This is a genomic window from Streptococcus infantis, assembly GCF_047464155.1.
GTDB classification, from domain to species: domain Bacteria; phylum Bacillota; class Bacilli; order Lactobacillales; family Streptococcaceae; genus Streptococcus; species Streptococcus infantis_U.
Genome location: NZ_JASHCL010000001.1, coordinates 127,540 through 142,408, shown reverse-complemented (window position 1 = coordinate 142,408; position 14,869 = coordinate 127,540). Strand labels below are relative to the sequence as shown.

The window sequence follows — 14,869 nt, the reverse complement described above, 5'->3', positions numbered from 1 at the left end:
TAGCCCGTATTCAGTTCAGCAAATACGGACCACCCTTCTCCTTTCTATTCGTCGCCTCACAGAGCGACATTAAATAAATTCTCCGACGATTTCACACTCGTCATTAATTTGTTTGTTTAAAGGCTTCCATCATCTCAATGAACTCGTCAAATAGATAACTTGCATCGTGTGGACCAGGAGCTGCATCTGGGTGGAATTGCACGGAGAAACCTGGTAGATATCTGTGACGTACGCCTTCAACTGACTTGTCATTGATTTCTTCGTGGGTGATAATCAAGTGCTCTGGTAAGTCCTCACGACTAACGGCATAACCATGGTTTTGACTAGTAAAGTCCACTCGCCCTGTAGCAATTTCACGCACTGCGTGGTTAAAACCACGATGGCCAAATTTCATCTTGTAAGTCTTGGCACCATTTGCCATGGCAAAGAGTTGGTGTCCCATACAAATACCAAAGATTGGAATCTTCCCGAGAATACCGCGAATCATATCGAGTGCTTCTGGAACATCTTCTGGATTTCCCGGACCATTTGATAACATGACACCGTCTGGGTTTAAATGTAAGATTTCTTCAGCCGTTGTTGTATATGGAACGACAGTTACGTTACAATCACGTTTTGAAAGTTCTCGTAAAATAGAATGTTTAAGACCAAAGTCTACTAGAACAACACTCAAGCCAACTCCTGGAGCAGGATAAGAAGTCTTGGTAGAAACTTGTCTGATATTGTCAGTTGGTAAAACAGTCGCTTGAAGTTGATCAGCAACGTGATCCATACTATCTCCAGCGTGTGTCAAGGTAGCTCGCATAGTTCCATGTTTACGGATAATCTTTGTGAGAGCACGCGTATCAATCCCTGAAATACCAGGAATTTTCTTAGCCTTCAAGAATTCGTCCAGCGTCATCTGATTACGCCAGTTGCTAGCTCTACGCGCCTCTTCGAAAACTACAACTCCCTTACAAGTAGGGCTGATAGATTCGTAGTCATCACGGTTAATCCCATAATTCCCAACCAGTGGATAAGTGAAGGTCAAGATTTGCCCATTATAAGACTGGTCAGTAATGGATTCTTGATAGCCTGTCATCCCTGTGTTAAAGACAATTTCCCCTGTCACATCAATATCTGCACCAAAGGCCTTACCTTCAAAAATTGTGCCATCTTCTAAAACTAGAAGTCTTTTTGTCATATTTTCACCTCTCGTGGACGCTCACTGGCGTCTTTTAACGTTTTGTGTCTTATTTGGCTTTTCTACTTGCCAATACGGATTCTAAGATTGCCATTCGAACAAAGACCCCATTGGTCATTTGTTGGACAATGCGTGATTTTGGTGCCTCAACCAAGTGGTCAGCAATTTCTACATCTCGATTAACTGGAGCTGGGTGCATAATAATTGCTTCTTCTTTTAAGCGATTATAGCGCTCTTGATTCAAGCCATGTTGAGCATGATAGCCTTCTTTTGAGAAGACCGCCCCACTTTCGTGACGTTCATGTTGAACTCGAAGCAACATCAGAACATCCACCTGATCAACAATCTCATCAATGGTTACAAACTGTCCGTAGTCTGCAAACTCTTGACTTCTCCATTCTTCAGGTCCTGCAAAGTAGAGCTCTGCACCTAAGCGTTTCAAAATCTGCATATTGGATTTGGCAACACGTGAATGATCCAAGTCTCCAGCAATCGCGACCTTGAGTCCTTCAAAATGTCCGAATTCTTGGTAAATTGTCATCAAATCAAGCAAGCTCTGGCTAGGATGTTGCCCTGATCCATCACCACCATTGATAATCGATGTCGTAATGGTTGGACTCGCAATCAATTCTCTGTAGTAATCAACCTCTGGATGACGAATAACGCAGACATCTACACCAAGAGCAGACAAGGTCAGGATTGTATCATACAGTGTCTCCCCCTTGTTGACTGAGCTTGTATTCACATCAAAGTCCAGTCGCTCCAATCCCAATTTAATCTCAGCAACTTCAAAAGACTTATGAGTTCTTGTCGAATTTTCAAAGAAAAGATTGGAAACAATAGGATGGTCTTCGTAGGGTAACTGAGCACCGTTTTTAAACTCGATCCCTCGTTTAATCAATTTCATAACCTGATCCACAGTGAGATCTTCCATGGACACCACATGTTTAAGTGCTTGTTGATTTTCTGACATGGCTACTCCTTTAGCTATTAAGCTTCTTCAGTAATCAAAACTCTATCTTGGCCATCAAGTTCTGTCATCTCAACGATGATTTCTTCAGAACGACTGGTTGGAATATTTTTCCCAACGTAATCTGGTCGAATTGGCAATTCTCTGTGTCCACGGTCAACTAGCACCGCAAGACTCACGCGCGCCGGACGACCATGTCCGACAATGTTATCAATAGCAGCACGGATTGTACGACCGGTGTAAAGAACATCATCCACCAAAATAACTTCACGATCTGTCACATCGACAGAAACTAATGAAGTATCCTCCCCACTTTTGACATCGTCACGGAAAGGTTTGGTATCTAGTTCAACAACAGGAACAGAGATATTTTCCAATTGTTCCAAACGCTCTTGGATACGGTGAGCAATAAAGACACCACGTGTTTTAATTCCCGCTAAAATGATTTTATTCAAATCTTTGTTGCGTTCGATAATTTCATAAGTGATACGCGTAATTGCTCGCTTGACGGTTAATTCGTCAACAACTTCTTTTGTCTTCATGACAAACCTCCAAAAAGAAAAGTCTCCTTACACAAGGAGACTTGAGAATGTATAACTAAGCGAGCCATACTGCAAACAGTATAGACTTACCCTTCTACTTTATCGAGCTCCTTGCCTGCCTCACGGGACAGGTTTAAAGGAATATTTTATTGTCCTTACTATATCACAAAGCCCAGTGCAAAGCAAGTAAAAACATTCAATACTTGGCCTTATAATGAACTAAAATCGTATAATTGTGGATAGTGTTCGCATTCTGGATTTTTCGGATGACAAATAGCACGGCCAAAGTAAATCATAGCCTGATGGGCTGCCAACCATTCTTCTGGCGGCAAGACATCCATGACACGTTTTTCAACTTCAAGTGGTGTAGCAGATTTTTTAACAATACCATGATGTTTGCAGATACGTTCTACGTGAGTATCAACTGCAAAAGCTGGAATTCCAAATCCCACACTTAATACTACATTGGCTGTTTTTCGGCCAACTCCTGCCAAACTCTCTAATTCTTCTCTAGTCTGAGGGACTTGGCCGTCAAAATCGTCTAGTAACTGCTGGGCACATTTCTTAAGAAACTTAGCCTTATTGCGATAGAGACCTAGACGAGAAATATGTTTAGCAATTTCACTCTCACTGGCATCTGCCATAGCTTGAGGCGTTGGAAAAGCTGCAAAGAGGGCTGGAGTTGCTTTATTTACCGCAGCATCTGTCGTTTGAGCAGACAACATGACTGCAACTAGCAATTCAAAATGATTGCGAAAATCTAGACTTGGTTTCGCATCAGGAAAAAGAGCAATGATTTCTTCTATGACATGACGTGCACGTTTTTTGGATAAAACCATCTACTCATCTCCGTCAAACAGCCCTTGCAAGCCAGCAAAAGGACTACTTTCTTCTTTCTTAACTGCTTGTTGAGCTTGATATTCTTCCTCAGTCATGATTTGCCAGTCATCTCCAGAAACAAATCCCTGACCAGCCTCTTCTTCTGCTGTTAAGACCTTTATTGGAATATTTAGCAAGATATTATCTGAAACACTCTCAGCAAGGTCGATTTCTCCATTTTCGATCGGTAAAACCAAGTCATCATCAAGAACTTCTTGGTCCAATTGATTGGTAGCACCTTCCATAAAGACTTCCGTTACTGGATATGATTCTTTCAATTCTACCGGTTCCATACTACGGCTAGAAGCTAAAACGATTGTATAAGATAAGAGATAGTCCAAGAAAAACATACGGTCTTCGTACTGAACCTTCCCTACTGCTTGGATATCTTTTACATCTATAATTTCTTGATTGCGAGCACGTAAGTCAGCTGACAAGTCTAGAGTTTGCTCAAAGTGCAGGCCTTCAGGCTGCTTACGAATTTCTTGAATATTTAATCTCATATTTCCTCCATAAAGATTTACTCACTTGATTATACCATGAAAGGAGGTCGAGTATAGTATCTAAACATTTAAAATATCTTTCTCTAATTTTTGATATATTTATTATGACAATTTTTCTTTTTGTGCTATACTATAGGCATCAATACATGAGCAAAGGAGGACGCTCATATGGAAGACAAAGCTCTTTTAACTGAAGCCTATCAACTCGTTTCCGACTTGAATAAAGCTATCCAAAATTGCAAACAAGGATTGCCTGACGACCTACGCTTACAGCGAAATATAGATGAGATTCTCAGAGAACTTAAAAAAGCTGAGAAATTAGACAATGCTATCTTAATTGAACTGGAAAGCTTTTACCAACGGACTAGTCTTTTGATTGGACTTGGCTCACTAAAACTAAACGATCAAGCTCGCACTGCTTGGAGAAACTATGACAAGTTCCACTTCGATCACGTTAAACATACATTGACACTTTACGGACCTGTTTTTGGTCTTTAAAAATAAAGGATTTTCTGGCTTAATCTTGACAAATATTCTCAAAAAGAGTATGATGATTGCAATAATACTCGGAGGTAAGGGAGACATGAACAACTAAGTCTATCAAATAAAGAACCTTTATTTAGTAGATCTTGTTCTTGTCTCTTTTTGTGTACTCTTTTTTGTGGTGAATTTTCAGCCTTTTTAAAAGAGGATTTTTTGACATAGACGATTGGCTCTACTAGGTAAAGTAGAGCTTTTGTTATGTATTTTGCAAATTTAGAAAGGGAAACATGATGATTAAAATCAACCATCTGACTATCACACAAAACAAAGATTTACGAGACCTTGTTTCCGATTTAAATATCACCATCCAAGACGGGGAAAAGGTTGCTATTATTGGTGAAGAAGGCAATGGAAAATCAACCTTACTGCGAACTTTAATGGGAGAAAGATTAGCTGATTTCACTATCAGGGGAGAAATCAAGTCTGACCTTAGGTCCCTGGCCTACATTCCTCAAAAACTAGCTGAGGACCTGAAAAAGAAAACTCTACATGACTACTTCTTTTTAGAGTCTACAGATTTGGACTACAGCATTCTTTATCGTTTGGCTGAGGAGTTGCACTTTGATAGCGACCGTTTTGCTAGCGACCAAGAAATTGGCAGTCTATCAGGGGGCGAAGCTTTGAAAATTCAGCTCATCCACGAATTAGCCAAACCTTTTGAGGTTCTATTTTTAGATGAACCTTCAAATGACCTAGACCTTGAGACGGTTGATTGGCTAAAAAGGAAGATACAGAAGATGAAGCAAACAGTTATTTTCATTTCCCATGATGAAGACTTTCTTTCTCAAACGGCTGATACTATCGTCCACTTGCTACTGGTCAAGCATCGGAAAGAAGCGGAAACGCTAGTCGAGCATTTAGACTATGATCGCTATAGTGAGCAGAGAAAGGCTAATTTTGCCAGACAAAGTCAGCAAGCTGCTAACGACCAGAGAGCCTATGATAAAACCATGGAAAAACATCGCAGAGTCAAGCAAAAAGTAGAAACTGCCTTGCGTAACACTAAAAATGATGTTGCGGGCCGTCTATTAGCTAAAAAGATGAAAAATGTTCTTTCTCAAGAAAAACGCTACGAAAAAGTAGCTCAGTCCATGACCCAAAAGCCACTTGAAGAGGAACAAATCCAACTTTTCTTTTCAGATATAGAGCCATTAGCAGCTTCTAAAGTCTTAATTCGACTGGAAAAGGAAAATTTGTCTATTGGTGAGCGTGTTTTAGCTCAGGAGTTACAACTAACTGTCCGTGGTCAAGAAAAAATTGGTATTATCGGTCCCAATGGCATTGGCAAATCCACACTTTTAGCCAAGCTGCAGCAACTTCTTAATAATAAGAGAGAAATCTCGCTTGGATTTATGCCACAAGATTACCAAGAAACATTGCAATTGGCTCTATCGCCAGTAGAATTTCTCAGCCAAACTGGACATAAAGAGGAATTACAGAAAATCCAATCCTTCCTAGCCAGTCTCAATTTCAGTTATCCAGAGATGCACCAGCAAATCCACTCCTTATCTGGAGGTCAACAAGGTAAACTCCTTCTTTTGAATTTAGTTCTACGAAAACCGAACTTTCTCCTTCTGGATGAACCCACACGAAATTTTTCTCCAACTTCTCAACCAGAAATCAGAAAACTCTTTGCCACTTATCCCGGTGGTCTGGTTACTGTTTCGCATGATCGACGTTTCTTAAAAGAAGTCTGTGCCAGTATTTATAGTCTGACAGAGCATGGTTTAGAAGTAGTTGATTTACAAGATCTTTAACTTTTGGAAATAAAACATCCAGAGAAAGTTCTCTGGATGTTTTTTTACATTTGTTTCAAACGTTCAATTCGCTCTGAAATAGGTGGATGCGTATAAAATAGTTTTTTCAAGAAACCTGGTTTTTGAGGATCATTGATATAAAGGGCACTACTAGCATCATCTACATGATGACTCATGGGTTGACTATTGTCTAATTTTTGTAAAGCATTGATCATCCCCTGAGGATTACGAGTTAGTTCCACACTTGAAGCATCCGCTAAAAATTCTCGTTGGCGAGAGATAGCTAACTGCACCAAAGTTGCTGCTAAAGGCGCTAGAACAATGGCCAAGAGAGATAGGACCAATAAAATAATCTCAAGTCCTCCACCATCACGGTCATTACTTCTACGACTACGACTAGCTCTACCCCACCACATCATACGACCTGCCATACTCGATAAAAGGGTGATGGCACTGGCAAGAGCAACAGCAATGGTAGAGATTCGAATATCTAAGTTGCGAATGTGACTAACTTCATGCCCGATTACAGCTTCTAACTCCTCACGATTCATGATCTCTAAAAGTCCTGACGTCGCTGCAACAGCAGCATTTTGAGGATTCGAACCGGTGGCGAAGGCATTCAAACCCGGATCATCAATTACATAAACTCGTGGCATAGGAATCTGCGCCACCATTGCCATATCCTCGACAACATGATAGAGAACAGGTTCTTCGTTTCTATCAACCTCACGCGCACCATTCATGCTCATGACAATCTCTGTAGATTGAAAAATCATGGTCAAGGCATAGATGAAACCGATAATCATAGCTACAGTCACGCCCCAGATACCTGAGTTCATGAACAGAAAACCAACAGCATAACCAACCAAGGCTAGCAAAAGAAAGAAGACAATTAAAAGAATCCAAGTTTTACGTTTATTACTAGCAATTTGTTTGTACAGCATCTTAGTCACCTAAACCACTAAAATCAACTCTAGGCACAGCCTTTTCTTCTTCTGGAGTTTGAAGAAAATCCGCTGCCTTGAAGCCAAATATAGTCGCAACCAGATTACTTGGGAAAGTTTCTAATTTAATATTGTAGTTGCTCACGACACTATTATAGAGCTGACGTGAATAAGAAATTTTATTTTCTGTGTTAGTCAGTTCTTCTTGTAAGTGAGCAAAATTGCTACTAGCCTTCAAGTCAGGATAATTCTCTGCAACCGCAAAAATACCATATACCTTACGAGTCAGTGCATCACTAGCTTTCATGGCTTCTGCAGGTGTAGTTGCTGCAGCTACTTGTCTACGGAGTTCAGTCACCTTTTCTAGAGTAGAACTTTCGTATTTAGCGTAACCTTTTACTGTTTCAATTAAGTTTGGTAAGAGATCATTTCGACGCTTCAACTGAACATCAATCTGACTCCAAGCTTCCTTGGTCTGCATACGATTTTTCACCAATTTATTATAGCTGTCAATTACCAAGAAAATAATTAGAGCAAGAAGTCCATAAAAAATCCAATTCATCATAAAGCTCCTTTCTGCCTTTTGATTAGTACAAGTATATCAAATTTCCATGTTTTTGTGGTAAAATAAGATGATATACAAGAAGGATATAACTATGAAACCAGAAACATTTTACACATTACTCGCTGAACAGAATATTAATCTTACTGACCAGCAAAAAGCACAATTTGAGCGCTATTTTGAACTCTTAGTCGAGTGGAACCAAAAAATCAACCTGACTGCAATTACTGAAAAGGAAGAAGTTTATCTTAAACACTTTTATGATTCCATCGCTCCTATCCTACAAGGGTTGATAGAAAACCAAGAAATTAAGTTACTTGATATTGGCGCTGGTGCAGGATTCCCAAGTCTTCCTATGAAGATTCTCTACCCTCAGCTAGATGTGACCATCATTGATTCACTCAATAAGCGCATTAACTTTCTTCAGCTTTTAGCTGAGGAGCTTAATCTAGAAGGTGTTCATTTCTACCATGGGCGCGCAGAAGATTTTGCTCAAGAGAAGAATTTCCGTGCCCAATTCGACATTGTGACAGCTCGTGCAGTTGCTCGCATGCAGGTCTTGTCTGAATTAACGATTCCTTATCTAAAGGTAAGAGGAAAACTTTTGGCACTTAAGGCCAGTAATTCACCAGAGGAATTGACAGAAGCCAAGAATGCCCTCAATCTTCTCTTCAGCAAGGTCGAAGACAACCTTAGCTATACACTTCCAAATGGAGACCCCCGCTACATCACCATTGTTGAAAAGAAAAAGGAAACTCCAAACAAATATCCACGTAAGGCTGGCATGCCCAACAAACGACCACTTTAAGCATTTTTTAAAAGATACCTAAAAAATCAGCCTCGCGTCTTTATTTCCTTGCTCTGGAAAAAATGATTTACAAAATCATGCCTCACTTTTTTGTTTCTTGGCTCGGGAAAAAATAATTTACAAAATCATGCCTCGCTTTCTTATTTCTTGGCTCGGGAAAAATTCGTTTACAAAATCAAACCTCGCTCTCTTATTTCAAGGCTCGGGAAAAAATGATTTACAAAAACATTTTTTTCTGCTATACTATCTTAAGCAAGGGTTTTTAATGTCATCCCGTGAGGTGACGAAGACGCAGAAATATATGAAATTCTTTAAGAATGAGATAATTCTCTTTATAAAGAAGTCTTACTCTGAGAGCCTATTGCTGTAAAATAATGGGCTCTTTTTTGATGCCCAAAAAGTGAGGTATTTATGAAACAAGAATCAACTGTTGATTTGTTATTAGACGTCGACCAACGTCCTTCTGCTGGTAAGGGAATTCTTCTCAGCTTCCAGCACGTTTTTGCTATGTTTGGTGCAACAATTTTGGTCCCACTGATTTTGGGAATGCCTGTATCCGTTGCCCTCTTTGCTTCAGGGGTTGGTACCCTCATCTATATGATTGCAACAGGTTTTAGAGTTCCTGTTTATCTTGGTTCTTCTTTCGCCTTTATTACAGCCATGTCACTTGCCATGAAAGAAATGGGGGGTGATGTATCTGCTGCTCAAACAGGGGTTATCCTAACTGGTTTTGTTTATGTCCTTGTTGCTGCAAGTGTTCGCTTCGCAGGTACAAAATGGATTGATAAACTCTTGCCTCCAATCATTATTGGTCCTATGATTATCGTTATCGGTCTTGGGCTTGCTGGTTCTGCCGTAACCAATGCTGGTCTTGTAGCTGACGGCAACTGGAAAAACGCTCTTGTAGCCGTTGTTACTTTCTTGATTGCTGCTTTTATCAATACAAAAGGAAAAGGTTTCCTTCGTATCATTCCTTTCCTCTTTGCAATTATTGGTGGATATCTCTTCGCGCTAGCACTTGGCTTAGTTGACTTCACTCCTGTTCTTCAAGCTAACTGGTTTGAAATTCCTGGTTTCTACCTACCATTTAATACAGGTGGTGCCTTCAAAGAATACAACCTTTACTTCGGTCCAGAGACAATCGCAATCTTACCAATCGCGATCGTAACAATCTCAGAACACATTGGAGACCACACGGTCTTGAGCCAAATCTGTGGCCGTCAATTCTTGAAAGAACCAGGTCTTCACCGTACCCTTCTTGGTGACGGTATCGCAACATCAGTATCTGCCTTCCTTGGTGGTCCTGCTAATACTACTTACGGTGAAAATACTGGGGTGATCGGTATGACTCGTATCGCTTCTGTCTCAGTTATCCGTAATGCAGCCTTTATCGCAATTGCCCTTAGCTTCCTTGGTAAATTCACTGCTTTGATTTCTACAATCCCTAGCGCCGTACTTGGTGGTATGTCAATCCTTCTTTATGGGGTTATCGCCAGCAACGGTTTGAAAGTTTTGATCAAGGAACGTGTAGACTTTGGTCAAATGCGTAACCTTATCATTGCAAGTGCCATGTTGGTACTTGGACTTGGTGGAGCAATCCTTAAACTCGGTCCAGTTACTCTTTCAGGTACTGCCCTATCAGCAATGACAGGTATCCTTTTGAACTTGATCTTGCCATACGAAAATAAAGAATAAATTTCATTCATAAAAAAATCCACTCGAGTGAGTGGATTTTTTGTTTAAGTTCCCCAAGCAATCAAGAGGTACAAGAGACTTGAACCAAACATATCTGCAAGAGCATGCATAAGAAAGAATGGCAATAAATTCTTGACTACATACTTGTACAAGAAATAATAGAATAGTCCATATACAAGCCCAATAACTAAGGCCCAGAGTAATCCTTGGTAGGTATGAAAAGAAATCCTGATAATTACGGAGTAAACTAGTACTAACCACTTATGTTTTTCTTTGACTGAAGTCAGTAAGCCCAAGAAGAAAAATTCTTCGTAAAAACCATTTAATAAAGCATAACCAATGGCCATTGGTGTTAAAGCCATGAATTTTCTAATAATCTCCATGGGATCTATAAAAGGAATCAACTGAGGATTAAAATAATTGTACTCACCGCTAAGGGTTGTTACAATATCTCCAATTATTCCAACAACTGCAAAGATAAGGGGAACCCAGATGAAAACTGACCAGGAAAAGCGAATTGGAAGCTGCTTAAAATCATAGTTTCGAATCAGGAGGTAGAGCAAGGTAATTCCTAGCATAATCAACTGGAAAGTAAAATTACCCGAATAGGCCGCCCCATCACTTGCTACATTTGTTGTAGTTTCCGCAACACTAGCAAGAGTTGAAGGTGATAGACTCTCCATAAATTGTTGAGTAGAACGGATGATAAACTCTCCAAACATTAAAACAGTGACGATTAAGATATCAAACCATTTTAAGTATCTTAAAGGTTTAGCAGGATGAATACTTTGTATAAAATTCATATTTCCTCCGTTTAGCTTATTTTTGTAACTTTATTATAAACTTTTAATCTTAAAATTATATAAATTAATGCAGAACATAAAAAAACAACCTCTTTATAAGGTTGTTCTGTCTTTAAATAGACTTATGTTTCTTTTCTAGCATTAAATCCTTTAAAGAGATAATAGTCACAGCCAATAAAATCATTGCCATTCCAAGAAAATCTACAGTATAAAAAATATCTCCCATAATCATAAAAGCAAAAAAGACTGCAGAGATAGGCTCAATCGAGGCCAGAAGACTAGATTTGACTGGTCCAACCATACTGGCTCCCTTGAGAAAGGCTGTGTAAGCAAAAACCGTTCCAATAAGAATAATTCCAGCAAAGGCTAGAAAAATATCAAATGACATAGGAATTCTAGCGCCGATAATTCCAGTAAATGGAACTGCCACAAAACCAGAAATGGTCATTCCAACACCAATAACCAAAATGCTCCCCCACTTTTGAATGAGTTTAATGGGTAAAATGATATAAAGTGCATAGGTCAGAGCTGAGAATAAGCCCCAGAAGAGTCCTGCTGGTGTCATAGAAAGCTGATCCAACTGCCCATGGGTTGCAATGAGAAAGGTCCCACCTATAGCCAAAATCATAGAAATAATTTCAGCTATAGTAGGCGCTACCCTATCTTTTATACAAGTATAAGCTAAGATTCCAACTGGACAGACATACTGTAAGACCGTCGCTGTGCCAGCATTTGTCTCCTGAATAGCTGATAAATAGGCCAATTGATTTAAAAAGAGCCCAAACAAAGAAAATAACAAGAGAGAAAACAGACTTGATTTATCTTTTAGAAAAGATATGAATTGCTCCTTAGACTTGATATAGGACAAAAGAACCAAAAGGAGTCCTGCAATAATCAAACGAATATTGGTCAGAACAAGGGCTGAAATTCCATGAGCCATCAGGTACTGACCACTGGTCCCAGATAAGCCCCAGGCGATACCTGCAATTACTGTAAAAAGAGTTCCTTTAAGAGCTTTTGACATAATTCCTCCCTAGTCTGCTTCACGAATTAGGTCCATGACCTGATTGCGGTCTATGATCCACTGGGCACGCTCGTCTTTTTCGTAGGTTCTATTGGACAAGAAAATAGCAGCTTCCTGCTTCTTACGATTCCACATGATAAAGGTTCCAGTATAGCCTGTATGGTCTAGCCAATCTCCTTCAAGATTCCAGGCTAAAGAGCGTTCCTTATCGCTCAAATCTGAGAAATTCTGGCTCAAATCTGCAGCAAAATCATCCTGTAAATAATGCTCTAGGAAGATTTCTAAATCTTTTACGGTTGAAAACAAGCCTGCACTCCCAGCATGTCTACCTAGTAAACGCGCCTTGGGATCATGTACCACTCCTGCTTTCTGTCCCCGAACAGTCGGCACAGCACTGGTTACAGGACCAAACCTCGTTTCCTTCATCTTCCATGGATCCAAAACTTGCTCTTGCAAAATCTGATCCAAGTCCTTATCAAAATATCTTTCCAAGAGAAAACCTAGCAAGAGAAAGTGCACATCTGAATATAGAAAGGCTCGCTTCTCCCTACGATTAAGATGAAACATAGCTTCTTTCAATTCTTCTGCATTCAACTGGTCACGATTGGGAATATAAGGGTCCAAGTCTGTGGCATGAGTGAGGAGTTGACGAATTGTGATATCTTGATAGTCAGAGTCAGGTAAAAATTCCGTCACTGACTTTTCTATATCTAATTCCCCTTGATGCCATAAGAAAGTTAAGACAGTTCCAACTCCGACAACTTTGCTCACACTTGCCAAATCATAGACTAAACCTTGACAAGTCTGCTCTCCAATTTCTGGATCTGCTTCTCCGAGGTAGCAATCAGACCATTCACCATCCCGATAATACGCAAAAGAGGCACCAGGATAAATCCCTGCCTCAATTTGTTGCTTTATTTTTTGAATGATTTCTTGTTTCATACTTCTTCAAACCACAATTCGATATTGTTGGCATCCTTAGTTAGGAAAAACTTCTCAGACTTAGGAATAAAGTAACCTGCAGTTTCAAAACGTTGACGGAGACTAGCCAATTCAAGTTCTTTTACTTGGAATTTCAACATAGACAAATCCCAAGTAACATTATTTTCAACGAGCAAATCACTACCTTGAGCTTGTTTAAAAGCTAGGCTAGTTTCGATTTCCTCTTTTTCAAGCAGGCTCGTCGTTTCATCAGGCAAGTTAATCTCTACTGAAATATCAAATGCTGTCAAATACTGCATCTTCTCATCTTTTGAGAAAGTAACAGTTTCATCAAACTTTCTCAAATCTTTGATGTCATCTTCCGCATGGATAAGGACAAGGTCCCCTTCCGGAGAAAGAGCTTCAAAAGCAAATCCCTTATTTCCTTTATAGAGTTGAGGAAGTTTTTCCATTCTAGCTAGTAAGGCTTCAATCTCGGATGGATTCGCTACTTTTACAATCAATCTAGCTAATTTTTTGATCCCTTCAACCTTACGGCTTCTCATACTTGGTGATTCTTCTAAAACCAATTTTTCAATGCCTGACTGGTCTCCTAGCGATAAGAAAGCCGACTCTTCAAGCAAGGGTTTCATACCCAAGGTTTGGATATAAAACAATTCATTTAATCTTCTATTATTTATCTTTAGCGTCGGGATCATACGCACAATTTGATTTACATTCATAAATTCCTCCAACACTTTTTATTTTAAAGGATTTTATTTCATTTTACAAGTTATTCAACTAAAAACTTTAACTATATTAACCCCTTGAGTAGTTAACCCCCTTCGCATATCCGAAGGGGGTCTTGTTTTATTTTAGTAAAATTATTTGTTAGTTCTTCCAAGAAAGTTCTGCTTGAAGACCATAGTGATCACTGACCTGTGGACTTTGTTTTCCATCAAAGACAACTTGTAATGTTTCTACCTGTATATCCTTTGTCGTAAAGACATAATCAATTCGAAGTGGTTCTGTATTTCCCTTCCAACCATCAATTTCAGGCGGAACAGTGTAACTACCACTTCTTTCTTTTGCAACTTCAAATGCATCTTGTAAGTTTAGTGGACTAGCTAAAATAGCTTGGTAACCCTCTTGGCCTGCAGGATTATTAAAATCACCTGCTAGCAAGAGTGGCTTCTTCAATTCTTTCAGAACTGCTTCAAAGCGCGCCCATTCCTCTTGGAAGCCTTTATCCCACCAAGAGAGATGGACACTCGCAACTGCAAGTTCTTTACCTTCAACTACTGTCTCTGCTAGAGCAACTCGACGAGTGTGGTAATCTGTCGGATCATCTACATCTGAAACCAAAATTTCACGCGCTTCAATTGGTGTTTTAGATAGGATTGCAACACCTTCATGGTAACGATCATAACCAATATGGTTGTAGGCCCAAGTCCAATAATAGTTTTGACCTTGCTCAGCTAAGTGTTCTACCAAGAGACGAACATAGTGGTCTTGATGAATCGGCTCAGCAGATGGTAATGGCTGATAAAGTGCACCAGCTTCTACTTGCGCTGAAGTAATTTCCTGGTTAATTTCCTGAAAACAAATCAAATCATAACTGTTTTCAAGTATATCTTGAAGTAAAAGTTGAAACTTTTGTTCAGGATCTTTTTCCATCCAACTATGAGTATTGAGTGTTAAAAACTTCATGCTTTTCTCCTATTAAACAAGAGGT

At 39.5% G+C, this 14,869-nt stretch carries 16 protein-coding genes; 4 read left to right on the top strand and 12 right to left on the bottom strand.

The window, feature by feature from the left end; all coding sequences use genetic code 11:
• Window positions 1–103: 103 nt before the first annotated feature.
• The 5 genes from QM810_RS00680 to QM810_RS00660 all read right to left on the bottom strand — a co-directional run bounded on the left by QM810_RS00680 (window position 104) and on the right by QM810_RS00660 (window position 4,077).
• Window positions 104–1,183, bottom strand: coding sequence for a carbamoyl phosphate synthase small subunit (locus QM810_RS00680; RefSeq protein WP_414253481.1), 1,080 nt, complete (start codon window positions 1,181–1,183; stop codon window positions 104–106).
• A 49-nt stretch (window positions 1,184–1,232) separates the two neighbouring features.
• Complete coding sequence (locus QM810_RS00675; RefSeq protein ID WP_414253480.1) at window positions 1,233–2,156, bottom strand: aspartate carbamoyltransferase catalytic subunit; 924 nt, start codon at window positions 2,154–2,156, stop codon at window positions 1,233–1,235.
• Window positions 2,157–2,173: 17 nt separating this feature from the next.
• Window positions 2,174–2,695, bottom strand: coding sequence for a bifunctional pyr operon transcriptional regulator/uracil phosphoribosyltransferase PyrR (gene pyrR / locus QM810_RS00670; RefSeq protein ID WP_214262110.1), 522 nt, complete (start codon window positions 2,693–2,695; stop codon window positions 2,174–2,176).
• A 209-nt stretch (window positions 2,696–2,904) separates the two neighbouring features.
• Entirely contained in the window at window positions 2,905–3,534 is a 630-nt protein-coding gene (nth, locus tag QM810_RS00665) for an endonuclease III (RefSeq protein ID WP_414253479.1), read from the bottom strand.
• Complete coding sequence (locus QM810_RS00660; RefSeq protein WP_414253478.1) at window positions 3,535–4,077, bottom strand: YceD family protein; 543 nt, start codon at window positions 4,075–4,077, stop codon at window positions 3,535–3,537.
• A 168-nt stretch (window positions 4,078–4,245) separates the two neighbouring features.
• On the opposite strand from QM810_RS00660, the gene QM810_RS00655 reads away from it, so the two are divergent.
• Window positions 4,246–4,575 carry a helicase BlpT gene (locus QM810_RS00655; protein ID WP_414253477.1) on the top strand — a complete coding sequence of 110 codons (330 nt, stop codon included), beginning with the start codon at window positions 4,246–4,248 and terminating at the stop codon, window positions 4,573–4,575.
• 275 nt (window positions 4,576–4,850) lie between these two features.
• The gene (locus QM810_RS00650; RefSeq protein WP_414253975.1) at window positions 4,851–6,377 is read left to right on the top strand and encodes an ATP-binding cassette domain-containing protein; all 1,527 of its coding nucleotides are present in this window, start codon (window positions 4,851–4,853) and stop codon (window positions 6,375–6,377) included.
• Window positions 6,378–6,421: 44 nt separating this feature from the next.
• Here QM810_RS00650 and htpX read toward each other — a convergent pair whose 3' ends face one another.
• The gene (htpX, locus tag QM810_RS00645) at window positions 6,422–7,321 is read right to left on the bottom strand and encodes a zinc metalloprotease HtpX (protein WP_414253476.1); all 900 of its coding nucleotides are present in this window, start codon (window positions 7,319–7,321) and stop codon (window positions 6,422–6,424) included.
• A 1-nt stretch (window position 7,322) separates the two neighbouring features.
• Complete coding sequence (locus QM810_RS00640) at window positions 7,323–7,883, bottom strand: LemA family protein (protein ID WP_414253974.1); 561 nt, start codon at window positions 7,881–7,883, stop codon at window positions 7,323–7,325.
• 94 nt (window positions 7,884–7,977) lie between these two features.
• On the opposite strand from QM810_RS00640, the gene rsmG reads away from it, so the two are divergent.
• Window positions 7,978–8,691, top strand: a complete 714-nt coding sequence (gene rsmG, locus QM810_RS00635; protein ID WP_414253475.1) for a 16S rRNA (guanine(527)-N(7))-methyltransferase RsmG — start codon at window positions 7,978–7,980, stop codon at window positions 8,689–8,691.
• A 411-nt stretch (window positions 8,692–9,102) separates the two neighbouring features.
• A complete protein-coding gene (locus QM810_RS00630; RefSeq protein WP_414253474.1) occupies window positions 9,103–10,386 on the top strand; it encodes a uracil-xanthine permease family protein in 1,284 nt (427 codons plus the stop codon).
• Between the two features lie 44 nt (window positions 10,387–10,430).
• Here QM810_RS00630 and QM810_RS00625 read toward each other — a convergent pair whose 3' ends face one another.
• The 5 genes from QM810_RS00625 to QM810_RS00605 form a co-directional block, all read right to left on the bottom strand.
• A complete protein-coding gene (locus tag QM810_RS00625; RefSeq protein WP_414253473.1) occupies window positions 10,431–11,189 on the bottom strand; it encodes a CPBP family intramembrane glutamic endopeptidase in 759 nt (252 codons plus the stop codon).
• A gap of 112 nt (window positions 11,190–11,301) precedes the next feature.
• On the bottom strand, window positions 11,302–12,213 hold the full coding sequence (locus QM810_RS00620) for a DMT family transporter (RefSeq protein WP_414253472.1): 912 nt from the start codon (window positions 12,211–12,213) through the stop codon (window positions 11,302–11,304).
• A gap of 9 nt (window positions 12,214–12,222) precedes the next feature.
• On the bottom strand, window positions 12,223–13,155 hold the full coding sequence (locus QM810_RS00615) for a serine hydrolase domain-containing protein (protein ID WP_414253471.1): 933 nt from the start codon (window positions 13,153–13,155) through the stop codon (window positions 12,223–12,225).
• Window positions 13,152–13,877, bottom strand: a complete 726-nt coding sequence (locus QM810_RS00610; RefSeq protein ID WP_178895189.1) for a CppA N-terminal domain-containing protein — start codon at window positions 13,875–13,877, stop codon at window positions 13,152–13,154. Before QM810_RS00610 ends, QM810_RS00615 begins: the two co-directional genes overlap by 4 nt.
• 148 nt (window positions 13,878–14,025) lie before the next feature.
• Window positions 14,026–14,844 (bottom strand): endonuclease/exonuclease/phosphatase family protein, encoded by an 819-nt coding sequence (locus tag QM810_RS00605; protein WP_414253470.1) that lies wholly within the window; start codon window positions 14,842–14,844, stop codon window positions 14,026–14,028.
• Window positions 14,845–14,869 lie beyond the last annotated feature (25 nt).

Coding starts and splice junctions, on each gene's coding strand:
- QM810_RS00660 (WP_414253478.1), bottom strand. CDS start 4,077: ATGAGATTAAATATTCAAGAAATTCGTAAGCAGCCTGAAGGCCTGCAC.
- QM810_RS00615 (WP_414253471.1), bottom strand. CDS start 13,155: ATGAAACAAGAAATCATTCAAAAAATAAAGCAACAAATTGAGGCAGGG.
- QM810_RS00680 (WP_414253481.1), bottom strand. CDS start 1,183: ATGACAAAAAGACTTCTAGTTTTAGAAGATGGCACAATTTTTGAAGGT.
- QM810_RS00625 (WP_414253473.1), bottom strand. CDS start 11,189: ATGAATTTTATACAAAGTATTCATCCTGCTAAACCTTTAAGATACTTA.
- pyrR (WP_214262110.1), bottom strand. CDS start 2,695: ATGAAGACAAAAGAAGTTGTTGACGAATTAACCGTCAAGCGAGCAATT.
- QM810_RS00650 (WP_414253975.1), top strand. CDS start 4,851: ATGATTAAAATCAACCATCTGACTATCACACAAAACAAAGATTTACGA.
- QM810_RS00605 (WP_414253470.1), bottom strand. CDS start 14,844: ATGAAGTTTTTAACACTCAATACTCATAGTTGGATGGAAAAAGATCCT.
- QM810_RS00640 (WP_414253974.1), bottom strand. CDS start 7,883: ATGAATTGGATTTTTTATGGACTTCTTGCTCTAATTATTTTCTTGGTA.
- QM810_RS00675 (WP_414253480.1), bottom strand. CDS start 2,156: ATGTCAGAAAATCAACAAGCACTTAAACATGTGGTGTCCATGGAAGAT.
- htpX (WP_414253476.1), bottom strand. CDS start 7,321: ATGCTGTACAAACAAATTGCTAGTAATAAACGTAAAACTTGGATTCTT.
- QM810_RS00630 (WP_414253474.1), top strand. CDS start 9,103: ATGAAACAAGAATCAACTGTTGATTTGTTATTAGACGTCGACCAACGT.
- nth (WP_414253479.1), bottom strand. CDS start 3,534: ATGGTTTTATCCAAAAAACGTGCACGTCATGTCATAGAAGAAATCATT.
- QM810_RS00620 (WP_414253472.1), bottom strand. CDS start 12,213: ATGTCAAAAGCTCTTAAAGGAACTCTTTTTACAGTAATTGCAGGTATC.
- rsmG (WP_414253475.1), top strand. CDS start 7,978: ATGAAACCAGAAACATTTTACACATTACTCGCTGAACAGAATATTAAT.
- QM810_RS00610 (WP_178895189.1), bottom strand. CDS start 13,877: ATGAATGTAAATCAAATTGTGCGTATGATCCCGACGCTAAAGATAAAT.
- QM810_RS00655 (WP_414253477.1), top strand. CDS start 4,246: ATGGAAGACAAAGCTCTTTTAACTGAAGCCTATCAACTCGTTTCCGAC.